The following is a 24502-nucleotide window of genomic DNA, read 5'->3' on the forward strand; positions in this document are numbered from 1 at the left end:
ATATGCCCTCGCCGCGCGTTTGCCGGTCTCCTGTCGAGCCGCGCCCGTGTACCGCACCGGATTGCGTTGCCGTCGAGCGGGTTTCGCTTATCGCAGCGCGGTCCGCCGCGGTCGAACTGCGCGTCGAGGGATCTCGGCCCGCGGTCCTCGGCGTCCCGGCCCGCGCGCGGATGGAGTGGTCCGATGCTGCGGCCCCGTCGACCTCGGAGGTTCCTGTGACCGCGCCCTGCTCCGCTATGGGCGGAACAGAACTCTCGCTGGTTTCGCGCGCTTGCGGCGCCTCGGTCTCGGTTGCCCCCGACCGGGTTTCGGGCAGTTCGGCGCGCACGACCTGGACCTGTGCGTCCGGAGATTCGGCCGGTCCGCAGATGGGACAGTCCGCCGCGGCCAGAGTGTTCGGGAGTCGAGTGCCGGGCGCCGATGCGGCAGAGGATGTTTCGTTCGGGTTGTCGAGTTCGGTGGTCGAGTCTTCCCGTGCTCGGCCGCTGCCGTCGGTCCGAGCCGCCGCTCGGTGGGCAGCGCGTTCGCGGGCTTCTGTCCCCGGGGAGGCGGATGCAGCCGGGGCGGACGACCGAGCGGTCGCGTCGGCCGGTTCTGTGATCGGATCGGTGACTCGTCCGGCGCCGGTTCGGGGTGTTCCGGTAGCGGTGTGCGAATCAGATTCCGCCGCAACGGGTTCGGTGGTGGTGCGAGAGGTGGGCATGGGTGTTGCCGATCAGTTCAGGGCCGCGGCCAGGGCCTGGGCGTTGCGGGTCTGCCAGCCGAGATAGTCGGTGCCCTCCGGCAGGGTTTCGGTCACGTTCACGACGGGGATGCCGGCGGCCTTCGCGGTGGCCGCGACGTTCCGGGTGGTCTTGTCCTCGGTCTGGATGTTGTAGACCAGGGCGCGAACTTGCTTGCCGTTCAACAGGTCCCGGACTGCCGCCAGATCGGCGGGAGCCGGATCGGTGCCCTGTTCGATGGCCTCCTCGAAGGGATGTGGGGTGCGGTCGTCGGCGTCGGCGGCCAGCAGCAGGTAGTGGGCGATCGGCTCGGTCTGCAGCACCGGGGCCTTGGGGTGAGCCGTGGCGATCTGGTCGGTGATCGCGCTGATGTTCTTCAGCTTGGAATCGAACTGGATCGCGCGATCGGTGTATGCCTGGGCGTGCGCCTTGTCGATGGCTCCGAGCTCCGCGGCGATCTTGGTGGCGACGGCGGAGACGGTCGGCACGTCGTACCAGACGTGCTCGTTGTCATCCTTCGACGAAGCGGCCGGGCGCAGGGCGAAGGCGTCGATGGTGGGCTTGCCGCGCCCGGCGGCGGCCTTCTCGGCGAATTCGTCGTAGTTGCCGCCGTTGTAGACGACCAGGTCGGCATCGTGGATCTTCGCCGCGTCCTCCGGGGTGGTCTGATACGAGTGCGGGTCATCGGTCGGGCTGGAGATGAGGGAGCCGACCTCGGCGTCCGGGCCGGCGACGGCGGCGGCGACACTTCCCCAGACGTTGGTCGAGGTGACGATCGACGGTTTGCCGGAGCCGTTCTTCGAACTTCCGCACGCGGTCAGCGTTGCGGCAGTGGCAACCCCTAATGCGAGGACAGCGAATCGAGCAATGAGACTTCTGGACACGCGGGGTACTCCTGGCACTACCGATAACGGAAACGATTTCCATTTGAATGTAGCTCACGTGTCCAGAACCGGCGGTATCGTCTGCCCGATTCGTCCCTGTGACGCCGCGCACTCGCCCGGTGGATACGCGAACGGCCCGTCCGAACCGGACGGGCCGTTCGATCGATCTCGCGGACTACCGCGTCACTGCACCAACGCCGGAACCGGCTGACTCAGCAACTGAGCGCAGCGCAGCAGACCCAGGTGGCTGTACGCCTGCGGATGGTTGCCCAGCGATCGCTCGGCAACCGGGTCGTACTCCTCGCTGAGCAGGCCGGTCGGCCCCGCGACGTCGACGAGCTGGGCGAACAACGCCTCCGCGTCGGCCCGCCGGCCGATCAGCAGATACGCCTCCACCAGCCAGGCCGCGCACAGGTGGAAGCCGCCCTCGCCGCCGGGCAGCCCGTCGTCGTGGTGGTACCGGTACACCGTCGACCCGCTGCGCAGTTCCGCCTCGGTCGCCACGACCGTCGCCTCGAACCGCGGATCGGACGGCTCGATCAGCCCGCTCAGACCGATGTGCAGGGTCGCCGCGTCCAGGTCCGAACCGTCGTAGGCGGCGGTGTAGGACTGCACCTCGTCGTTCCAGCCCTTGGCCTTGACCTCCTCGGCGATGGTGTCGCGCAGGTCGGTCCAGGCCGGGTCGGCCAGCCGGGCGAACCTGGCCGCCAGCCGCACCGCGCGATCCACGGTCAGCCAGCCCATCACCTTGGAGTACACGTGGTGCCGCGGATTGCCGCGAATCTCCCAGATGCCGTGATCGGGTTCGGTCCAGCGTCGCTGCACAGCCGAGACCATGGCCGTGACCAGCTCCCAGTCCTGGTCGGGCAGGGCCTGCGCGGGGTCGTCGACGCCCTGGCGCTCGCGGGCGTCGGCCAGCGCTGCGATCAGGTCCACGATCGGGCCGAACACGTCCAGCTGCACCTGCATGTTGGCCGCGTTACCCACCCGGACCGGCCGGGAGCCGGCGTAACCGGGCAGCTGATCCAGCACCGCCTCGGGGCCGAGCGTCTCGCCGTAGAGCGTGTACAGCGGGTGCAGGCGTTCGGGACCGGGGAGCGTCTCCAGTACCCGGTGCACCCAGGCCAGGAATTCCTCGGCCTCGGCCAGTGAGCCCAGCGCCACCAGCGCGTGTGCGGTCAGCGAGGCGTCGCGCAGCCAGCAGTAGCGGTAGTCCCAGTTGCGCACGCCGCCGATGTCCTCCGGCAGCGACGTCGTCGCGGCGGCCAGGATGGATCCGGACGGGGCGTGCACCAGACCGCGCAGAGTCAGTGCCGAACGCTTCATCAGATCGGGTTTGAGCGGCGGCAGCTCCAGCTTGGCGGCCCAGTCCTTCCAGTACCGCTCCGCCTCGCCGCGGCGGTCCGGCTCGCTCACCATCGCGGGGGCCAGATCTGAAGTGCCGCAACGCATTTCCAGGACGATCGGCCCGCGCGAGGGATCCACGACCGCGGTCGCGACGTGGTGAATGCCCTCCTCGAGGATGGTCCACTGCACGCCCGGTGAGCGCAGCACGATCGGATCGTTCGTGCCGTGCACGCGCAGTCCGGCCGGTTCCTGCACCAGCGTGACGGGCACCTGCCCGAATTCCGGACGCGGCGCGAAGGTGACCACGGCCTTGGCGTCACCGGTGATGACGCGGGTCAGGTCGGTCCGCTCGGCGGCCACGTCGTGCGGCAGATAGTCCACGACCTGCAAACTCGCCCAACGGGTTTCGACGGTCATGGTGCCGTCGACGTAACGCTGCGACAGCGGCAGTCCGGGCCGCTCGGGCACGACGGTGAAATGTCCGGCCTCGGGTCCGCCGAGCAGATGCGCGAACACCGCCGCGGAATCCGGCTCGGGATGGCACAGCCAGGTGACGGTGCCGTCGGGGGTGACCAACGCCTTCGCTCGCGGGCCGGCCAACATGGTCAGCCGTTCGATTCGGGGGGCCGAAGCACCGGCCAGCCAGGTGCGGCGCTCCTCGAGCAGGAACGCCAGGGCCTTGGACACCTCCTCGGTACTGGCGACCCGGTATCCGGCCTGGCTCTGGCCGTCGCCGACCTTGATGCCGACATCCGGCCCGGCCAGGCGCGCGAAAGCCTTCTCGTCGGTGACGTCGTCGCCGAAGAACACCGCCGCAGACGCGCCCTCCTGATGCCGGATGATGTCCAGCGCGGCGCCCTTGTCGGTCTGGATGACGGCCAGCTCGATGACCGATTTGCCCTCCGTCACCTGCACCCCGACCCAGCTGGCGGGCCCCAGGTTCGCCTGCTGCAGTGCGCGCCGCCCGACCTCGGGTGCGGCATTGCGCACGTGCAGCGCCACGCTGGCCGGTTTGACCTCGACCGATACGCCCGGATTGTCCTGGGCGATGCGGGTCAGGGAGTTCTGCACTTCCTGCAGTAGCTTGCGGGCGTCGTTATCGATGGCATGGACGAAACCCACGTCGAATTCCGAGCCGTGGCTTCCGATCAGCTGAACCTCGACCGGAAGGCGGGATAAAGCCGCGAGATCTCGCAGGGCCCGGCCGGAGATGACGGCCGCCGTGGTGGCGGTCAGGCCGGCGAGCGCGCGCAGGGCGCTCACCGATTCCCGATGGGGATAGGCTTTCGCCGGGTCGCTGACGATGGGCGCGAGTGTCCCGTCGTAGTCCGAGGCGACCAGTAGCCGCGGCATGCGGGCCACCGCCGACAACGCACGGCGAAGTTCGATTGGCAGATCCTGTGCGCTCACGCATCCAACCTTGTGATCGGAGGAGAAATACCGGGGGCGCGAGAAACCTTACTGGGTGGGGGTTGCTCACGTGTTTCGCGCACGTCGCGGACATCTCGGCCGTGCGCATCCCAGGTTGTGAGGTCTCCTGCGGTGCGTCACCTTATTAGCCACAGGGAAGCCGCGACAAACTTCTCAAACGCGGCGAGTCCGCGCACGCCTGCGAGTCACCCGGATTCGGTGTGAATTCTCCCGGTCCGATTCGGGCCCGAACTACGAGCCGAGCAGCAGGTCGACGGTCAGTTCCAGGCGCTCGGCGACGTCGGTCGCGGAGGCTCGGCGGGTCAACCACGCCACCAGATTCGACAACCACACGTCGCTGATCACCCGGGCGATCGCCAGATCGCGGTCGGAGGGCTCGTCCTCGTTGAGGGCGCGGGCGAAGAAGCGGTCCATCACCTTGCCGACTCGATCCACCTCGGCGGCGGCCGACGCGTCGGCGAACATGAACGCGCGGGTCATCGCCTCGGTGAGCAGCGGATCGCGCTGCATGGACCGGGTGATCTGGGTCAGCATCAGGTGCATGCGCTCGCGCGGGCTCTGCCCGGCCAGCGGTTTGCGTTTGCTGTCGAACTGCTCGAATTCGCGGGCCAGTGCCGATACCAGCAGGTGCACCTTGGACGGGAAGTACCGGTACAGCGTCCCCACCGCGACGTCGGCTCGCTCGGCCACCGCGCGCATCTGCACCGCGTCGTACCCGCCCTTGGAGGCCAGGGCCAGGGTGGCGTCGAGAATGCGTTTACGACGTTCGCGCTGCGCGGTCGAACTCAGTTCGTCCTCACTCAGTGTGGACACCGGGGTCGCGCGTGAACGGCCGCCGTTCTGCGCCCCCGAGTCTGCTGCCTGTTCTCGGGAGGGACTGGCCATCGATGAAAGTCCTTTCCTGCACAAGCCTCATTGGTGGCGAGGAGGTGCGTCTCGTCTGTTCGGTGGGACGGCGGTTGACATCCGCCCGACCTGGATATTAGAACATGTTCTAGGTGTGGGAGTCACGCCGGAAAGGCGGTATGGACTGTGACCATCGCCACCACTGACGAGCATAAAGCCGTTCAGGAGTCGATGAGCGCGTGGGCGGCGTCGGTCGGCCCGATTGCAACAATGCGCGCCGGCCTGGGCGGGACGGCACCGAAGTCGGCATCCGAGCGTCGGGACGCGGGATCTCCGGCCGGTTCCGGCGAGCCCAGCGCGGCCGATTCCTGGCGTGAGTACTGGCCGAGCCTGGTGGAGCTCGGGATTTTCCGTGTCGCCGTGACCGAGGGTGAGGGGCTCGCGGACGGTTCGGTGAGCGATCTGGCCGTGCTGATCGAGCAGGCGGCCCACGATCTGGTGGGCGGACCGGTGCTCTCGACCGCCCTGGCCGGTCTGGTCACCGGCGCGGCTCTGGCCGAGGATACGCCCTGCGGCGTCGCGCTGGAAGGCCCGGTTCGGGTGCGGGACAATGGATCCGGCGAGCTGGATCTCACCGGTACGTGGCCGGCCGTGCTGGGCGCGGCCCCCGGTGGCGCGGTGCTGCTGCCGGTGTCGCGCGGCGATCGCGAGGTGTGGTGCCTGATCACGCCGGATACGGCCGGGCTGCGCATCGAACCGCTCGAACCGCTGGACCACAGCACGCCGGTGGCCCGCGTGGAATGCGCCGGGGTCCGGGTTCCGGCCGAGAAGATCTTCGAACCCGGTTATGCCGTGCGGGATCTGGCCGCCGTGCTGGTCGCCGCCGAGGCCGCGGGCATCGCGGGCTGGTGCCTGCAGACGGCCGCCGAATATGCCAAGGTCCGTGAACAATTCGGCCGCAAGATCGGCGAATTCCAAGCGGTGAAACACATCTGCGCCTGGATGCTGTGCCGCGCGGAACTGATCCGCGCGGTCGCCGCCGACGCCGCGGCCGCGGCCTCGGTCGATCAGGGACGCAATCCCGAACTGCCGATCGCGGCCGCGATCGCGATGACGATCTCGCTGGACGCGGCCGTGCAGACCGCCAAGGATTGCATCCAGGTGCTCGGCGGTATCGGCTTCACCTGGGAGCACGACGCGCACTTCTACCTGCGGCGCGCGGTCGCGTTGCGGCAGCTGCTGGGTGGTTCGGCCCAGTGGCGGGCCCGGGTGACCGAGCTGGTGCGCCGTGGTGACCGGCGCACGGTCGGGCTGGACCTGGGTTTCGGGGACACCGCCCGGGACGACACGCAGGCGTGGGAGTCGCTCGGCTTGGACGCCGCGCAGGCGACCGAACTCGCCGCGGATCTGGCTCGGATCGCGGCACTTCCGGTCGAGCAGCAGCGAGATGCCTTGGTGGACACCGGACTTTTCGCGCCACACTGGCCGGCGCCGTACGGCCGGGGCGCGGGCCCGATCCTGCGCACGCTGATCGACGAGCAGGTGCGCAACGCGGGAATCACCGTGCCGGACATCACGATCGGCAACTGGGCGGTGCCGACCCTGCTGCAGCACGGCAGTCCGGAGCAGATCGAACGTTTCGCGCAGCCGACGTTGCGCGGGGAGGTGATCTGGTGCCAGCTGTTCAGCGAGCCGGAGGCCGGGTCGGATCTGGCGGCGCTGCGCACCACCGCGACGCGCGTGGACGGCGGCTGGCGGCTGCGCGGGCAGAAGGTGTGGACCTCGCTGGCCAACGTGGCCAACTGGGCGATCTGCCTGGCCCGCACCGATCCCGGCGCACCCAAGCACCGGGGGATCAGCTACTTCCTGGTGGATATGAGCAGTCCCGGCATCGAGGTGCGGCCGCTGGTGCAGATCACCGGTGAGGCGCGCTTCTCCGAGGTGTTCCTGGACGATGTCTTCGTCCCGGACGACTGCCTGGTCGGTCAGCTCGGCGCGGGCTGGAAGATCGCGCGCTCGACACTCTCCTCGGAGCGAGTCGCCATGGGCGGCAGCGGAATCGGCGATGCCCTCGAGGAACTCATCGCCACGGCCCCGACCTCGGGCCCGGGAGCGGAGCTGATCGCCGACCGGATCGGCGAACTCGTCTCCGACGCTGTTGCCGGACTATTGCTGGAGACTCGTGCGGCGCAGCGAATGCTCGCCGGCGGGGATCCGGGTCCGCAGAGCAGCGTGCGCAAACTGGTCGGTGTGCGGCACCGGCAGGCGGTCGCCGAATTCGCCGTCGAGCTCGCCGGCACGGCGGGCGCGCAGGATATCGACGTGGTGAAGGAATTCCTGCTGACGCGCTGTTTATCGATTGCGGGCGGTACCGAGCAGATCCTGCTGACGGTGGCCGGTGAACGGATACTCGGACTCCCGCGCGAACCGCAGGCGTAGGTCCACACCTCGATCTGGAGTATGGAATTGGATTTCGACAGAGACGAGAGCCAGGACGCTGTTGCCGAGGTTGTCGTAAGCTTGCTGGAACGCAATCCTGAGCGTGATATCGAGCTTTGGCCCACCCTCGTCGAGAGCGGTCTGCTGGCCGTCGCCCTTCCCGAACGTTTCGGCGGCGACGATATGGGCCTGCTCGAGGTGTCGGCGATGCTGACCGAGCTGGCCACCGACGCGGTGCAGGTGCCTGCGCTGGCGACGCTGGGGCTGGGTGTGCTGCCGCTGGTCGGCAATCTCGCGGACGCTTTGGCGGAGAAGGTCTTTCCCGCCGTCGCGAAGGGGGCGGTGCTCACCGCCGCGCTGCACGAGCCGGGTGCGCCGTTCACCACCACACCGAAGACCACCGCCGTCGCCGAGGGCGATTCGGTGCGGATATCCGGCCGCAAGACCGCCGTGCCGTACGCGGATCAGGCGCAGTGGCTGCTGGTGCCGACGGATGCGGGCCTGGCCGTGGTGGATGGTGACGCGGCAGGCATCAGCCGCGTCCAGAGCCCTACCTCCGCCGGATTCCCGGAATTCTCCGTGCAATTCGACGATGTGACCATCCCGGCCGAACAGCTGTTGTCCGTCGAGCTGGGCACGCTGCACCGCTCGGCGCTCGCCACGATCGGTTCGGTCGCGGACGGGCTGCTGAAGGGTGTGCTGACGCTGACCGCCGAACATGTGCGGACTCGTCAGCAGTTCGGCCGGCCGCTGGCCGAATTCCAGGCTGTGGCACAGGAAATCGCCGACGTCTATGTCGTGTCGCGCACCCTGCACGTCGCGGCGGTGTCGGCGAACTGGGCACTGGCCGAACAGGATCCGAGTCCGGAGCATCAGAACCGGGTCGACGACGATCTCGAGGTGCTGGCCTACGCGGTCGCCTCGGATCTGCCCGCGGCCATGCAGAAATGCCATCACCTGCACGGCGGCATCGGCGTCGACGTGACCCACCCAATGCATCGCTACTACTCAGAGGCCAAGGACATCGCCCGCTGGCTCGGCGGCGAATCGTTCCGGCTGGACCGTCTGGGGGCGAGATGTTCATCGATCTGACGCTCGAACAGCGCAACCTGCGCAACGAACTACGTTCGTACTTCGCCGATCTCGTGACTCCCGAGGAGGAGGCCGAGATGGCGGTGAACCGGCACGGCGACGCCTACCGGGCGGTGGTGCGGCGGATGGGCCGGGACGGCCGGCTCGGTGTGGGCTGGCCGAAGGAGTTCGGCGGCCAGGGATTCGGGGCAGTCGAACAGCAGATCTTCTACAACGAGGCGGTGCGCGCGGATGTGCCGCTGCCGTTGGTCACGTTGCTGACCGTCGGCCCGACGCTGCAACAGTTCGGAACCGACGAGCAGAAGCGGAAGTTCCTGCCCGGGATCCTCTCCGGTGACATCCATTTCGCGATCGGCTACTCCGAGCCCGAGGCGGGCACCGACCTCGCCGCGCTGCGGACCAGCGCCGTGCGCGACAGCGACGGGGACTGGATCGTCAACGGGCAGAAGGTTTTCACCACGGGTGCGCACGAGGCCGACTACATCTGGCTGGCCTGCCGCACCGGCAGCACCGAGTCGCGGCATCGCGGTATCACCATCCTGATCGTGGACACCACCGATCCGGGCTACTCGTGGACCCCGATCATCACCTGCGACGGTGCGCACCACACCAACGCGACCTATTTCGACAACGTCCGCGTCCCGGCGAACATGCTTGTGGGCGAGGAGAATCGGGGCTGGAAGCTGATCACCACCCAGCTCAATCACGAGCGGGTGGGCCTCGGGCCGTCGGGCAAGATCGAGCAGCTCTACGATCGCGTGCACGACTGGGCGAAGGCCCACGGGGTGCTCGGCGAGTCCGGGGTGCGGCGGGCGCTGGGCCGGCTGCACGCGATGGTCCGGCTCAACGAGCTGTTGAACTGGCAGGTCGCGGCGAAGGCCGAACAGGCGGCGGCCGACCCCAACGGGGTCATCGCCGACGCCTCGGCCACCAAGGTCTATTCGACCGAATCCCTGCAGGAGGCAGGGCGTTTGGCCGAGGAGGTGATCGGTCGCTACGGCGATCCCGCCGAACCCGCGACCGCGGAACTGCTGGGCTGGCTGGACCGGCGCACCAAGCAGAACCTGGTGGTGACCTTCGGCGGCGGCGTCAACGAAGTCATGCGCGAACTCATCGCCACCGCCGGTCTGCAGCTGCCACGCGTACCGAGATAGGAGCCTGGAGTGCCGGAAACCAGCACAGCCGACGAGATCGTCGTCGCCGGGGATCGGATCATGGCCGAGGGCGAATGCGCCCCCCGCTACGGTCGCGACCCGGTGAATCAGCCGATGATCAACAACTGGGTCGAGGCCATCGGCGACGCGAACCCGATCTACGTCGACGAGGAGGCCGCGCGCGCCGCGGGGCATCCGGGCATCGTCGCGCCGCCCGCGATGGCGCAGGTGTGGACCATGCCCGGCCTGCACGGCGCGCGGCCCTCGGACGATCCGATGAACGCGGTCAACGACCTGCTCGACGCCGCCGGGTACACCTCGGTGGTGGCCACGAACTGCGAGCAGACCTATCACCGGTATCTGCGGCTCGGCGAGCGTCCTTATGCGCGAACGCGCTTGAAGGATCTGGTCGGCCCCAAGCGCACTGCGCTGGGCGAGGGCTGGTTCGCGACCTACCTGCTGACCTGGTACGTCGGGGACGAGGCCGTCACCGAAATGTCGTTCCGGATGCTGAAATTCATTCCCGGAACCGGCAAAGCCGCCGCGCCGCAAGCTGATCTGAGCAAGCGGGTCCGGCCGATCGTCTCCAAGGACACCGAATTCTTCTGGGAGGGAGCCAAACTCGGCGAACTCCGGATTCAGCGTCTGCCGGACGGTTCGCTGCGTCATCCGCCGATTCCGGCGCTGTGGCAGGACAAGGAGAAGACGCCGGACTACGTCGTGGCATCGGGCCGCGGCACCGTATTCAGCTATGTGGTGCACCACGCGCCGAAGGTGCCCGGACGGACATTGCCGTTCGTGGTCGCCCTGGTCGAACTCGAGGAGGGCGTGCGCGTGCTCGGTGAGTTGCGCGGCATCGAGCCGAGCGAGGTCGGCGTGGGCACGCCGGTCGAGGTGGCCTTCGAGAAGCTCGACGATGACAACACGCTGCCGTACTGGAAGGCGGTCCCAGTGAGTGAGCTTGCGAGCGAGCTATCGGCACAGGGCGCACCGCGCACGACGGAGCCGAGCGTCAGCGAGGTGGAGTCGTGAGCGGGACTCTGCGACTTTCGGCAGTGCAGGTCGGAAATGCGTTGCCCGAGTTGGTGGTTCACGCCGATCCGACCTTCGTGGTCAGTTCTGCCCTGGCCACCAGGGACTTCCAGGACGTGCACCACGACCGGGACAAGGCGGTGCAGCGGGGTTCGAAGGACATCTTCGTCAACATCCTCACCGACACCGGACTGGTGCAGCGGTTCGTGACCGACTGGGCCGGGCCCGGCGCTGTCGTGAAATCGCTGGCCCTGCGCCTGGGCGTGCCGCTGTACGCGGGTGACACGCTGACGTTGAGCGGAACCGTCACCGCCGTCGAGGGTTCGCAGGTGCACATCGACGTGGTGGGCCGGGACAGCCTCGGCGACCACATCACCGCCAAGGCCGTGATCGAACTGCAGGAGACCGCATGAGTGAGTCAGGGCCGGAGGCGGCAGCGAAGCGTAACCACGGAGGCTCCTCGCTCATGCGCAGTGGACACAGCATGAGTACGGGGATCAGCGGCAAGGCCGCCATCGTGGGTATCGGGGCCACCGACTTCTCGAAGGATTCGGGCCGTAGCGAACTGCGTTTGGCCGCCGAGGCGGTAAACGCCGCGCTGGCGGATGCCGGGCTGACGCCCGCGGATGTGGACGGCCTCACGACGTTCACGATGGACACCAACACCCAGGCCGCGGTGGCTCGCGCGGTCGGTGTGCCGAATCTGAAGTTCTTCAGCAACATTCCGTTCGGCGGCGGTGCGGCGGCGGCGACGGTGCAGCAGGCCGCGATGGCGGTGGCGACCGGTATCGCGGATGTCGTTGTGGCGTACCGCGCTTTTAACGAACGGTCCGGACATCGCTTCGGCCAGTTCTCCACTCAGCTGGCCGCCGCGCCCACCTCCTCGGGTGTCGACGCGGCATGGGGATATCCGCAGGGTCTGGGCACTCCCGCCGCGCAGGTGGCCATGGTCGCCCGCCGCTATATGCACGTATACGGCGCTACCAGTGCGGATTTCGGCGCGGTGGCCGTTGCCGATCGCAAACACGCTGCGGTGAACCCGGCGGCGCATTTCTACGGTAAGCCGATCACGCTGGAGGACCACCAGAATTCGCGCTGGATCGCCGAGCCGCTGCATCTGCTGGACTGTTGCCAGGAGACCGACGGCGGTGTGGCCATCGTGGTCACGAGTGCCGAGCGGGCTCGCGATCTTCCGCAGAAGCCGGCCGTGATCGCCGGTGCCGCACAGGGTTCCGGCGCGGACCAGTACGTCATGACGAGCTACTACCGCGACGCCCTCACGGGTCTGCCGGAAATGGGCCTGGTCGGCGACCAGCTCTGGGCCCAAAGCGGTTTGCGCCCAGAGGATATGCAGGCCGCGATCCTCTACGACCACTTCACCCCCTTCGTCCTCATGCAGCTCGAGGAGCTGGGTTTCTGCGCCCGCGGCGAGGCCAAGGACTTCATCGCCGACGGTGCCATCGAAGTAGGCGGTCGTCTCCCGCTGAACACCCACGGCGGCCAGCTGGGCGAGGCCTATATCCACGGTATGAACGGCATCGCCGAGGCCGTCCGCCAAATCCGAGGCACCTCGGTCAACCCCGTACCCGATGTGCAGAACATCATCGTCACGGCCGGAACCGGCGTTCCCACATCGGGTTTGGTCCTCACCACCGCCTGAGCCGCGCCATGCCGTGCCCCGGGCCCGCGCCCAGCCCGGGGCGCGGCAGGTATGGCGAGATATCGATAGAGCCCGCAGTTCCACGCCCCGGACCATCTCTACCGCGCTGGTAGATGGATCCGATCACCTGCCGGAGTCGCCGCTTTTCGGCGTGGATTTCGCTGTACGAGCCATCGTCGCTTCGCCGAATATTCGCGGCCGTCACGAGACATTGTGCGCTGCTGCGAATTACGACTGCGCCGGCATGGCCGGTGTTGTGACCGAATGTGGCCCGGACTCGGCTACCGGGGTCGGTCTTCGGGTAGGCCGACTACCGTCAACTGGAACAGTCGATCGGCCTGGGTGGTGGGATTGGTGCCGCCCTCTGTGGTGAGGGCGATGCCTACCATCAGCATGATCAGTTCCGCTACAGTTGCGTTGGTTGCGACCTTGCCATCTTGAATTGCGCGGCGCAGCAACGGTTTTCCGGCCTCTTCTAGTGCTGTCGAGCAGGCGTTGTGGTGCATCTGGTCGGTTCCGGCGCTGTCGTACGAGAGGGCAGCCGCCAGGCCGCGTGCGTTGACGCAGTAGGTCAGGACGTCGTGCAACCAGTCCAGCAGTGCGCCGCGACTGTCGTCGGCGACGATCAGCTCCTCTGCGCGGACGCAGAGAGCTTCGATTCGCTTGTGGGACACCGCTTCCAGTAGGGCGCGTCGGGTGGGGAAGTGACGGCGGACGGTCCCCGAACCGACGCCCGCGATGCGGGCGATCTGCTCCAGGGACGCGCCGGCGCCGTGAGCGGCGATCTCCGCCTCCGCGACCGCGAGGACTCGTGCGTAGTTGCGACGAGCGTCGGCGCGCTGGTGTTCGGGCATCGCGTCACCTCCTGACTTGCTAAACGGCGGGCCCCGCCATATCTTAGATGAACAGAAACGGCGGGCCACGCCGTTTAGTGAATCAGCATGTGAGGGGCATTATGTCCATGGATTCCGCGCCAGTTCTCGTCTCCGGCGCCACAGGTCGGCAGGGCAGCGCTACCGCCCGGGAACTGCTCGCAGCGGGCGTTCGAGTTCGAGCGCTTGTTCGCGATCCTGATTCCGCCCGAGCCGAGGCCGTCGAGGCGCTCGGCGCTGAACTGGTCACCGGCGATCTGCGCGATCGCGATTCGATCATCCGGGCAGCCGACGGGGCGCGGGCCGTATTCTCCGTGCAGATGCCCGAATTCACCACGGCAGGACCGGATTTCGAGGGCGAGATAGCGCAGGGGGTCAATCTCGTCGAGGCTGCGCGGGCCGCGGGTGTGGCGCAGTTCGTGCACACGTCCGTATCCGGCGCGAAACAGCGCACCGAAGATCCGCGCTGGATCAGCGGGCGCTGGCCGATGGCCGAGATCAGCCTGAAGGCGAAGGTCGCGATCGAGGACCGGGTTCGAGCGGCGGGCTTCCCGCATTGGACGCTGCTGAAGCCGGCGACATTCATGGAGAACTTCCTGCCGTCCATGGCGTACCTGTTCCCCCGTGGCATCGAAGGCGGGCTGGTGGGCGTCATCAAGCCGGAGACCCGCCTGTCGCTGGTCGCGGTGGACGATATCGGTCGCGCGGCCGCCGCGGCCCTCACCGGTCCGGAGCGGTTCGACGGCGTCGAACTCGACTTGGCCAGTGACCTTTTGACGATGACCGAAATCGCCGAAGTCCTCTCCCGCGTACTGGGCACGCCGCTGTCCGCACCGAATATGACCGAGGAACAAGCACTCGCCGCCGGAATGCCTGCCATGGGTGCTGCTCTGGAACTCCTGAACGCGGTGCCCCAGCCCGCCCGTCCCGAATACGCCATGGATCTCGGTATCGCCGTCACGAGCTTCGAGGAATGGGCCCGGCGATATCTGCGGCCCGCAGCCTGAGCGGCATGCCCGAGACGGGCTGGCGCACAATCTACTTCGTTCCGATGCGGTGCAGCCGGATCGCGGAGATCAGGAAGAAGACCCCGCCCAGGATCGCGTACCCGGCGACGGAGGTGAGTGCGGCTTTCGGCCCGCCCGCCATCGCGACGAAACTGCCACCGGCGAGGACGGAAATCCCACCGCTGAGAATCATCGCCCACTGGCCACCGAGCCGATAGCGCAGAATCGCGACGATCAGCTGCACGACCCCCGCGGTGATCGCCCAAATACCCCACACCCGCAACACATTCGGGATTCCGGATCCGACCGCCGCGTACAGTCCGGCGGTGGCGAGCAGGCTCAACGCCATATTGATGTAGAGCGGCGACTTCGCGCGAGTGCTGCCCGAGGAACGGAAGTCGATCACGGCCGCGGCAACGTCGAAAAGCGGGTAAATCACCAGTAGCGCAACGGTTCCCGGGCTGATCGTCTCGGCGACAGTCATCATCGGAACCGCCCAGACGATGGCGAATCCGAACCGGGCGTAGTACAGATTCCGCAGCGTCCTGGTGCCGTTGGCGGCATCGGCCGCCGTATCGAGGCTGCGGGCGTCGGTGGCGAATGGACTGGACATCAGGTCCCTCTCGATTGGTGAAGCGGTGGGCGATCGCGACGTTCCCGCACAGAGAAAGAACGATCGGTATACCTGAGCCTGCGGTACCCGGCCGGCGTTGTCAAGACCGATCGTTCTTTCTGCTAGCCTGGTGACGACACTTCGAGGGAACGGATGGGCAACACATGTCGGAAGCGCGGGCACGACTGCTCGACACGGCGACCGGCCTCTTCTACGCCGAGGGCCTGCACGCCGTGGGCGTCGAGCGCGTCATCAGCGAGGCGAAGGTCACCCGAGCCACCCTCTACCGGCATTTCCCCGGCAAGAACGACCTCCTCGTCGCCTACCTGAGACGAGCCGACGAGGCGGTCCGCGCCCAGGTCGCCGCCGCCCGCGCCCCCGCCGCGCCCCCCGACGACATCATCCGAGCCGTCGCCCGATCCATAGCCGACGACATCCAGCGAAAAGGCTTCCGAGGCTGCGCCTTCCTCAACGCCGCCGCGGAATTCCCCGACCCTGCCCACCCGGTCCACCAGGCAGTCCTGAACCACCGCAACTGGTTCCTGACCACAATGACCGAACTCTTCACCGCCACAGGCAAACCCGACCCCGACCCCGCCGCCCGGCACTTCGTCATGCTGCGGGACGGCGCCATGGCGGCAGGGTGCCTCGCCGACCCGAAGCCCATCTGCGACACGTTTTTGCGAGGGGTCGAGGGCCTGCTCGGTTACCGCAGCCGTCAGGGAGCGAGCGCCTGAAATCGTATCGGTGGTGGCCGAGCTACGCGTTCCCCAGCAACGTCGACGGTTTTCCGCTCCAGGTCACAACGAGCTCGTCACGGGCCCGGCTGGCTGCTACATACAGCAGGGACCTCTCGCGCAGTTCGGCTTCGGCCTTTTCCTCTTCCGGCACTGTCCGCATGGCTGCCTGCGAGGGAACGTGAGCCTCGTCGACTCCGGCGAGAACGACTCGCGAGAACTCCATGCCTTTCGACCGATGCATGGTCAACACTTGGACGTGCCCGGTGGTCGCAGGGTTGTCATCGAGTGCGCGCGCATCGATCCCGCGCTCACCGAGCGCTCGTACGAATTGGGTGCGGTCGTTCTGGCCGCGGGTCAACACTGCGATGGTCTCGGGTTCGGCTCCCTCGGCAAGCCACTTATGCACGGTCTCGGCGACGTAATCCAACTCGTCTGCTAGCGAATTGCACTGATGGCGATCAGGATTCGGTCCCAGTCGCGCCGAGCGGTACCCCAGGGTCGACTCTTCGCCTTCCTCCAGATCGTGGTAGTCGGCCCCCGAGAGAACTCCCACGGCGAAGTTGAGGTTCTGTGCGGTTGTCCGGTAGTTCAGCGTCAGTCGGCGGGAGCGGCCGACGATCTTTATCCCCATGCGTCCCAACACAACCGGTTGTCCATAGATCCGCTGATGCGAGTCTTCGGCGATGAAAAGGTCGTTACTGCCTTCGGGTACCAAGGCGCGCAGTAGCGCCCAGTGGGTCGCGTGTAGATCCTGGGCCTCATCTACGAGCACATGATCCGCAACGAAAGGTTTCCCGGCTTGCTGTCCGAGTTTCAGATGTTCGGCGGCCACCGCGAGGATTTCCGGGAAGCTGAGGCTGCTGTCGGTGCGACTGTGCCGCCGGAACGCTTCCACCAGTTTCCAGACCGCAATTCGCTGCGCCCGGCTCAGGCGTACCCCGCGCCCCGCGCGCGCAACTCGAACGTACTGTTCCAGTGTCGTCACCTTGTTGGCCAAAACAACTGATACGTACTCGTTTTCGAGGAAGGCCGGAGTGGACAGCCGCTGGTCGAGACCGCTGCCGCCGGGCTGAGCAATCTCCCGCCACACTCGGTCCGGGGTCGTGCGTTTCGGGGTCGCATCGACGGGAGCTCCGAAAACTGCGGTAGTGGCGGCCGTCAGATCGGTTGCCCGGTGTGCGATATCGCTGGCGAGCTTGTCGATGCCCGCGACGTAGATACCCGGATCGCCGGGACGTTTGGCGATGGTCACCCCGGGATCGAGGACCTTCAGGTCTGCTTCGAGCCCCTTGGCGAGAGTTTTGTTGAAGGTGGTCAGAATAATTCGTGCCTGCGGGTTGCTCCTCCACAGCCTGCGCGCGCGATGGATCGCTACGACGGTCTTTCCTGTGCCGGCGCCACCGGACAACCGGAAGGCGCCGTTGAAGTCCTTCTCGACGTAGGTGCGCTGTTCGGGATGCAGGAAGGTGCGCCATGCCGCGAAATCACCGCCCTCGATGACGCGTCGGAGTTCCTCGGTGTCATCGATGTAGGTGAACTGCATCCTCGACGCAGGATGCTCGAGTGCGGCAAGGATCTGACTGTCCTCGTCCAAACTCTCGTCCACGGCGCCATCGGTGAACGAGTACTTCTCGCGAATGTCATCGATGGCAGTGCCACAGGCGAGGTCCAGCAAGGCGTCGCCCTGCCACCCGTCGATATCGGCCGCGATCTCATTGATCGCGTAGTCGTCGGCCGCGGCCATGGCCCGTTCGGCCAGCAAGGGATCCAGTCCCAGGCGGTCGACGAGATCGCTCGTGGTGAATCCTGCGCCGACCAGATACGGCGGTTTGTCCCGATCGACGGTGGCGCGGTCTTCGGCTGTCGCGTCAGGTATGGCCGAGACCTTCTTACGGTCTTCGCGGCCGTTGATCTCGCCGATGATTCCCTCGACCGTGCCGTTGATCTTGTTGACCCGCAGCGTCGACTGCTCGGCGAGATCGTTCGCCTCATCGTGCTTCCACGTCCCCATATAGACGTAGGTGGTGTCGCCGCCTTCGGGGTCGAGGCGGAACAGAATCGCCCGATAGTTCAGATCGACCCGGCCGGTCCGAACTCGTGCGTCGGACGCGCCCTTGATGGGCTCGATATGCAAACCCGGTGCGGTGTCGTCGGCTTGGAGCTTCTCGAGGAAGTCGTACACCTTGCGCTTGACGGAGCCGTCGAGCTTGCCCATCGCCTTGGTGTTGGTCGCTATGACGATATTCGCCATCACATCAGCCCGTTCGTCGTCAAAGCTTCCACGATTCGCCCGGCATCCGGCGGACAGATGGTCCAACCGCGTTCCGTCATCACCTGCGCGGTTTCGGACTCGGCATCGAACAACACCACCACCTGCGCCTGCGGCCAGGCCAGGTCCAGTGCATGGCCGTCGTCGCTCTCGCCACCGACCACCGGGACCGGTGCCTGCGCGGATGCGAGCGCGATTACGAGCTCCCTCTCGGCGGTGGAGAACGCGTCGCCGTATGCCTGCTGGTAGTCGGGAGTCAGATCGGTGACGCTTATGGCCGGTGTTTCCTTCGGGGCTTCGGTGTTGGCAGCGAGCAGGCTACGTGTGGTGATGGTGTGGTTGTCGCACAGCCCGAACCAATTCGACAGGCGCAGCCATTCCTTCCACGCCTGGCCGTCGAGAGCTTCCAGCTTCTCGTCGCGATCATCGAGGACGAGCACGGCGTGGATCGTTTTCGTGTCCGGCCGCAGTGCAGCGGTAATCGCAAGGGGGCCATAGGAATAAGACCAGCATGCGTAGTCCCCTTCCGGAATGGACGGTGCACGACCGTCCAATAGATCCAGCGCCCAGGGGGCGACCGCGGTCAGGTCGCCCTTGACCCGGTCGGTTCCCATGAACATCATCGGGAGCCAATGTCCGACGGTCGCCCACGCTTCACGGTCCGGATCCTGCATGAACTCCACGAGCTGTGTGATCGGGTCCGCAGTGATCAATTTGAACAGCCCCGGGCGGAGACTGCCGTTCTGCATGGTGACCTTGGCCAGCTGCTCCTTGTACCACGACGGAACGGGCGTCTTTCCGGCTTCGAAGCGCACCAGGTCCTCGTGACCGAAGGCCCACACGATCTTGTTGCCGATTCGGAGGTTTTCGCGCTTACTCGCATCATCGGCGACCCTGTTCTTGTCGGACATCGCATGAAACCGGCGTCCGTCGGCGAAGATCGCGATGGCGGGAACGTTCGTATCGACGGTACTCAGTTCGAAATCGGGCCGGCTGTTCTCCATACGCCTCTGAGGTGTCAGTGTCCAGGTTCGAATTACCTTGCCGGGCAACGTGATCCTCGCAGAAGGGGCGTAGGTCCCCGGCGTCTCCTTGATCGTCGCGCCCATATTCTTCATACGCTTGATGAAGGCGGCATAGAACCTGCCCTCGAGTGCCGACTCCTCGCTGCCGACTCTGCGCCGCGGTTGTTCGGTGGTCAGGAAGTTCTCCCAATCACTCCAGAGCGGTTCGGCTTGTTTCTCGACTCCCAAGAGTTCGTCGAGAACCCGTGCTGCGCTCTTACGTGACACTTGCTCGAGCTCGTACGGTGTGGCGAACGGCAGCAGACATTTATGACAGGCAAGCCGCTGTTGTTCGGCGCATTCGCAGTCCTGGACGACCCGCCGCGCGGCCGCAAGCACGGCCCAGACCTTTGCGGCGTCGGCGAATTCGGCGAGATATCCGGTGCCGCCGGGAACGGTGTCGTGGATCAGCAGTGCGTGCTGGTTCGGTGCGTGCAGGGCATCGGGAATGATCGCGACGTCCAGATGTTCCGGCGAACCTCCGATCACCTCTCGCAGGCCGAGCAGGATCGCGGCCTTCAGGCTCGGGTAGGTGAACGAGTCGTACTCGAGCCAGCCGGGCACGTGCAGCAGGACCGCCTGAGTGTTCAGGGTTCGAGCCAGCGCGATCTCACGCACGTGTTTCTCGTCGGTCGCAGTGCGGAATTTGCACCAGCTGCGGTGTTCGTGGCTCCGGTTGTGCCCGGCGATGCGGTCGAGCTGGCCGCAACCGGAACAGACGCGGAACAGTCCACTGGTCGATTCCTCCCCGGCGATCTCGCGTTTGCCTCCCTGGGAGGTGCGCCGGCCCATATTGAGCCACCGAATGTCTATGCGCTGCAGGTATTCCGCACCGAAGTCGCGGTCGGTGACGAACCATCGCTGCGCCACATCGTCGGGGTTGATATCGGCGGCCGTGATGACCTTGAACGACTCGCGTTTGCGGTCGTCTCGGGAGTCGGTGATGGATGCTTCGTCACGGCGGACCTCTGCCGAAACGCGCGACATCTCGACGACCTGGAGTTGTTGGTTCACATCGGAGATGGCTGGGCTGTGACAGCGTGGGCATTGTGCGGGTGGCGGGCTGTCGTCCGCGGCATGCGAGATGCCGACCCATCCGCATCGCGGGCACATCCGCCAGGTGTGGATGTTCGCTTCGCCGGGACCGAGGTCGACCGCATCGATCTGCACCGCCAGCCCTTGCGCGTAAAACGTTGCGCCCGGGGCCAACTCGGTGAGTGCGACGCGTGAACCGCGCTGGTAGCTGGCGGTGCCGCCGGCGTATTGATTGGTATCGGGATCGATCCAGGTGATCCCGACATCCAGGGTTACCGAATCGTCGAGCAACGTGTAGTTGGGCAGTACCCCGTACCGTTCGAGGACGCCCACCCAATGCTCGGTGGTGAGCTCCTTGATGTGCTTGCCCAGCACCCGCAAAGTACCTTTGGCCGTGCGTAGTTCACGCTTGTCCTCATCGGTGGCGGCGGGGGAGTTGGCGCGCTTCTCGAACTCGGGAATGGCGGCATCGACGGCTGTGCGCCTGTCCGTCAATTCGTGGACGTCACGGTTCCAGCGGTGCACCACGTCACGCAAGTGTTCGACCAGCCCACTGGGTGTCCCGTCTGCGTCCCCGGTGGCCCAGGCACGCAAGGTGTCCTGTGTGCGTGTGTCGAGCAGTCCGTCGAATTGGGCGAGGAAGGTATCCAACAGCTTCTTCGAATCCGCATCTGCGGCGGCGAGAAGTGTTGCCATCCAACTGCCTTGGTCGAATGTGCCCAGCACCGCTCGGGCCTCGATGGGGTCCATCGCCCCCGGCTCTCGCGCGAGCCGGTCGACGATGTGCGCGACGTACTGTCGTTGCAGGATTTCCTCGGCGGTGAGGAAGGTGGCCGGTGGGCGCACATCGCCCTGGATCACGGAGGTCGGTTCGTAGAGCTTGGGCAGGTGCTCACCCCGCCCGCGGACGAAGGCCAGTACCAACGAGTTACCGGTGGCACGTCCGGCGCGGCCGACGCGCTGCAGATAGGAGGACACCGTACGCGGCATCGAGCCGAGCATGACCGTCGACAGATCGCCGATGTCGATACCCATCTCCAGCGTCGGTGTCGCGACGAGGACGTTGGGCGCGGTCGGATCGGGGGTGGTCTGCTTGAACTTGGTCTCGTATTCGAGCCGAGTCTCGGTAGGCAGCAGTGAGGTGTGCTCGCGAGCGACGACGCGCTTCATCTCCGAGTCGCCGTAGAGCTTGCGGTAGAAGTTCGACCCGCGCGGCGTGCGATGCAGGGTGCCGGGGCATCGGTCGAGCAGACAGGACGCGCCGTCGAGTTGTGTTGTGACAGTGTCTGTTCCGGGAATCTGTGTCTGGCAGACATCACAGGTGAGCAGATTCGATCCGGCCTCGAGATCTGCCAGTCGGGTGGCACCCACCAACACGGAGGCCGAGCCCAGTTGGTAGACGGTGAGGTCTTTCTCGGTGGTTCTCGTGGTCAGGATCCGCTGCTCGGCGAGCGCCGCGAACAGCGCCCGTGCCGCGAAACCTCCCTCGAAGGCCGACACCCCCAGGCATTTGCTGGCCCAACGTGCGTACCAGGCAGCCGGGGAAGTGATCGCATCGAAACCCTCGGGAATCGTGCGTGACCCGATAGCCGGAAATGCGGGCGCCGGACGACCTTTCGGAAAGGCCGGCATCCCTTCGTGTTTGGGCCGCCCGCCCCACACCCACCGACGGTTCGCATCCTTGGCGATGTATTTGTCGAGCCAGGGATGCCCGATCGCGCCCTGGGTGCGCATCCGTTCGACGGTCCCGCGCACCCATCGGGTCACCGCCACGGGATCCGGCTCGGCGAAGGTCAGCTGGTGTTCGGTGTTGCCGAGCGCGCGCGTGCCCAGCTCGACGATTCGCTCCGGTGATCCCAGATCTGCTTCGGCGACAACGCTTCCGGTGAGCTCGAGGGTGCGGCCGAGTCGTGACTGCAAGCCGAATTCGAGGTTGATATCGAACTGGAGGCGCTTACGCACCAGACGCAGGGCCTTGTTGCGAGCGGTCGAGACAGCTTGATCGTCCCAGAACGCCTTGAACTCGTCGCGCTCGACGATGTCCGGTGCCAGCAGGTGATACCGGCGCATGGCATTCGGTTCGGCCAGGTCGATCACGGCCTCGCACAGATCTGTCAGAGGCAGCAGTCCGGCGTCGGAAGTTGTTGTCCCGAGGGCATTTCGGAGAGTCGACCGCAGGCTGAGGGTGTGCGAGCGTGCCTGCACGAACCCGGCGCGATGCGCCGCATCCTGCACGCTGTCGGTGAACATCAGCGCCTTCTTCTCGGCGGAGTCGAGTCCGGGATCGCCGAACATGCTCGACAACGCCACCGAGAGCTGGGTGGCCACCGCGCTGCCGAGGAATCGGATACCGTCCGCGGTCCGGCAGGCCGGGCACATATCCTTCTTGGAATTTTCCTCGGCATCTGGCCCGGTGAGCACCAAGATCGGAAGAACGCGACCTTCCAGTATCTCGGTGCCTTCGGGATCCGGTGTCTCCTCGATGATTTCGCGTTCGTCGACACGTAACCACCGCAAGCCCTCGATATCTTTGCCGAGTTGTGCTTCGACGGGTGCGGAGATCAATGCACGGATACGCTGGCCGTCCGTAGCGTGCTGACGACGGATGTCATCATCGGAGACGTCCAGCGCCATACCCGTAGGCGCCAGACGTGCACCCCAGCCCGATCTTCCGCAGTGCCGGCAGAACACGGCGGGCAGGTAGGTCGTGCCGGGCGTATCTACGGCGCCGTCATCGGCCCAATGAAATACGGTGGCGGCGGCCAGATTCCGGTCGATCCGGGACAATTCCCGAATCCACAGGTGCACATCGACATTCAATGCACTGCGCCCGATGCCTGCTCGCAGATGAGACAGCGATGCGAACAGGTAGTCCAGATAGCGCTGCCGACGGGCAACGTCGCGCGGCTGCTCACGGCTGCTGGTCGTGGTCTCCAAGATGGTGTCGGCGAGCTCGGCGAGAGAAGTCGCGTCGACGCACTTGCGAAGTAGGTTCCGGAAGAGGTCGTGATTCTTCAGCAGGTCGAGTAGTTCGGTGTCGTCGAGCTTTCGCAGATCGGCAGCACGCTCGGCGAGACCGCCTTCCGCATCGACCCGTTCGAACAGGGTGGCAAGAATCAATGCGGTGGCCGCGGCGTTGTTCGGCGCGTCGGCGACGCGATTTTTCAGGTCGTCGAGGTTCTCCTCGTCGATCGCCGGGTGGCGGATCGGGCGGTACAGGTGATCCAGGGCGGGGCTGCGATCGGCGAGCCATTGGTCCGGGCTCAGCCGGGTTTCGCCGACGACCGCGCCCTCGGTGAAGACCTCGCCGAAGACCGTGTGTGCGAAATCGAGCATGGCGGTCGGCGTCTTTTCGGACCCGAGCGTCGCCGACGTCGCGACGGGGGTGATCCGGCCGAGCGGCCGTGCCCGGTCCTCGTCGGTGACCGCCGTGTCCTCGGTCCAATACGACTTGATCGTCAACCCCAGCCGCCGCAGCAGCATGGCCACATCGGTGCCTTGCGCGCCGTCGTAGGTGTGGAACTCGTCGAGCACCAGATACTGCAGCGACTCCGCCGACTGCCGCCACATCGGCGCCCGGTCCGGACGCAACAGCATGTGGTCGAGCATCTTATAGTTGGTGAGCAGGATGTCCGGCGGCGAATCGTGCATGATGCGGCGATCGGTGATCAGCCCGTCCTGCGAGACCAGCGTGCGGCTGCTCGTCGAACTCTCGCCGGTATAGAGACCGGCAGTCACCCCCGCAAGTGCCGGATTGCTGCTGATCATCCGCGCTAGACGTTGTTCCTGGTCGTTGGCCAGGGCGTTCATCGGATAGATGATGAGCGCCTTCATCCCGGCCACACCGGCCTTCTTGGCGCGCAGCACGTGGTCGAGGATGGGGATCAGAAACGATTCGGTCTTACCCGAACCGGTGCCGGTGGTGACCAGCGTCGGCTGCGGCCGCGACTGGAACTTCGTCGACAGCTGCTCGAACGCCTGCGCCTGGTGCCCGTACGGCACGAACTCGTCCGGCCACCAGTCCAGGTGCATGCCCCAGTTGCCGCGCGCTGGTGCGAACGGCAACCGAAGCCGCAGGTAGGGGCCCTTGAACATGCCGTCGCGGGGATGGTCGATGAAGTCGACCAGCGCACCCTTGGTATCTGCATCGGTCAACGCGAAGGTGGTGGCGAGGTAGTCGGTCAGACCTTCCCGCAGCCTGTCGGCCTGCAGTGTGGGCAGCAGTGCCCCCATGATCGACTCCCCTCCGACGTTCGGTGGTTCAGGCCCCGTTTGCTGTAACTCGGATTACGGCC

The 24502-nt window shown here is 66.3% G+C and carries 15 protein-coding genes; 8 read left to right on the top strand and 7 right to left on the bottom strand.

What is annotated here, in order from left to right; translation table 11 throughout:
• Positions 1–715 precede the first annotated feature (715 nt).
• The 3 genes from AC5WS7_RS38100 to kstR form a co-directional block, all read right to left on the bottom strand.
• A complete protein-coding gene (locus tag AC5WS7_RS38100) occupies positions 716–1606 on the bottom strand; it encodes a metal ABC transporter solute-binding protein, Zn/Mn family (protein ID WP_495959507.1) in 891 nt (296 codons plus the stop codon).
• A gap of 183 nt (positions 1607–1789) precedes the next feature.
• Positions 1790–4363: a trehalose-phosphatase gene (gene otsB, locus AC5WS7_RS38105; protein WP_495959508.1), complete on the bottom strand. Its 2574-nt coding sequence runs from the start codon at positions 4361–4363 to the stop codon at positions 1790–1792.
• 252 nt (positions 4364–4615) lie between these two features.
• Complete coding sequence (kstR, locus tag AC5WS7_RS38110) at positions 4616–5269, bottom strand: cholesterol catabolism transcriptional regulator KstR (RefSeq protein WP_495959509.1); 654 nt, start codon at positions 5267–5269, stop codon at positions 4616–4618.
• Between the two features lie 147 nt (positions 5270–5416).
• Between kstR and AC5WS7_RS38115 the strand changes: the two genes are divergently transcribed.
• From AC5WS7_RS38115 to AC5WS7_RS38140, 6 genes are all read left to right on the top strand, one after another.
• Positions 5417–7669: an acyl-CoA dehydrogenase family protein gene (locus tag AC5WS7_RS38115; protein ID WP_495959510.1), complete on the top strand. Its 2253-nt coding sequence runs from the start codon at positions 5417–5419 to the stop codon at positions 7667–7669.
• Positions 7670–7696: 27 nt separating this feature from the next.
• Positions 7697–8761 carry an acyl-CoA dehydrogenase family protein gene (locus AC5WS7_RS38120; protein ID WP_495959511.1) on the top strand — a complete coding sequence of 355 codons (1065 nt, stop codon included), beginning with the start codon at positions 7697–7699 and terminating at the stop codon, positions 8759–8761.
• Positions 8746–9915 carry an acyl-CoA dehydrogenase family protein gene (locus AC5WS7_RS38125; RefSeq protein ID WP_495959512.1) on the top strand — a complete coding sequence of 390 codons (1170 nt, stop codon included), beginning with the start codon at positions 8746–8748 and terminating at the stop codon, positions 9913–9915. Before AC5WS7_RS38120 ends, AC5WS7_RS38125 begins: the two co-directional genes overlap by 16 nt.
• A 9-nt stretch (positions 9916–9924) precedes the next feature.
• Positions 9925–10947 carry a bifunctional MaoC family dehydratase N-terminal/OB-fold nucleic acid binding domain-containing protein gene (locus AC5WS7_RS38130; protein WP_495959513.1) on the top strand — a complete coding sequence of 341 codons (1023 nt, stop codon included), beginning with the start codon at positions 9925–9927 and terminating at the stop codon, positions 10945–10947.
• 8 nt (positions 10948–10955) lie between these two features.
• Entirely contained in the window at positions 10956–11360 is a 405-nt protein-coding gene (locus tag AC5WS7_RS38135; RefSeq protein WP_495959565.1) for a MaoC family dehydratase, read from the top strand.
• Positions 11361–11431: 71 nt separating this feature from the next.
• A complete protein-coding gene (locus tag AC5WS7_RS38140; protein WP_495959514.1) occupies positions 11432–12607 on the top strand; it encodes a lipid-transfer protein in 1176 nt (391 codons plus the stop codon).
• Positions 12608–12888: 281 nt separating this feature from the next.
• On the opposite strand, the gene AC5WS7_RS38145 is transcribed toward AC5WS7_RS38140, so the two are convergent.
• Positions 12889–13461: a TetR/AcrR family transcriptional regulator gene (locus AC5WS7_RS38145; RefSeq protein ID WP_495959515.1), complete on the bottom strand. Its 573-nt coding sequence runs from the start codon at positions 13459–13461 to the stop codon at positions 12889–12891.
• Positions 13462–13568: 107 nt separating this feature from the next.
• Between AC5WS7_RS38145 and AC5WS7_RS38150 the strand changes: the two genes are divergently transcribed.
• A complete protein-coding gene (locus AC5WS7_RS38150) occupies positions 13569–14486 on the top strand; it encodes an NmrA/HSCARG family protein (RefSeq protein WP_495959516.1) in 918 nt (305 codons plus the stop codon).
• A 31-nt stretch (positions 14487–14517) separates the two neighbouring features.
• On the opposite strand, the gene AC5WS7_RS38155 is transcribed toward AC5WS7_RS38150, so the two are convergent.
• A complete protein-coding gene (locus tag AC5WS7_RS38155) occupies positions 14518–15099 on the bottom strand; it encodes a hypothetical protein (protein ID WP_495959517.1) in 582 nt (193 codons plus the stop codon).
• Positions 15100–15263: 164 nt separating this feature from the next.
• Here AC5WS7_RS38155 and AC5WS7_RS38160 point away from each other — a divergent pair, with 164 nt between their 5' ends.
• Positions 15264–15836 (top strand): TetR/AcrR family transcriptional regulator, encoded by a 573-nt coding sequence (locus tag AC5WS7_RS38160; protein WP_495959518.1) that lies wholly within the window; start codon positions 15264–15266, stop codon positions 15834–15836.
• A gap of 22 nt (positions 15837–15858) precedes the next feature.
• Here the strand turns inward: AC5WS7_RS38160 and AC5WS7_RS38165 are convergent, their stop codons facing one another.
• Together AC5WS7_RS38165 and AC5WS7_RS38170 are read right to left on the bottom strand one after the other, a co-directional pair.
• Positions 15859–18090, bottom strand: coding sequence for a 3'-5' exonuclease (locus AC5WS7_RS38165; protein WP_495959519.1), 2232 nt, complete (start codon positions 18088–18090; stop codon positions 15859–15861).
• Positions 18090–24440, bottom strand: a complete 6351-nt coding sequence (locus AC5WS7_RS38170; RefSeq protein WP_495959520.1) for a DEAD/DEAH box helicase — start codon at positions 24438–24440, stop codon at positions 18090–18092. The genes AC5WS7_RS38165 and AC5WS7_RS38170 overlap by 1 nt, the downstream gene beginning before the upstream one ends.
• Positions 24441–24502: the final 62 nt, after the last annotated feature.

This window comes from Nocardia sp. PLKS1-43 (assembly GCF_059510335.1).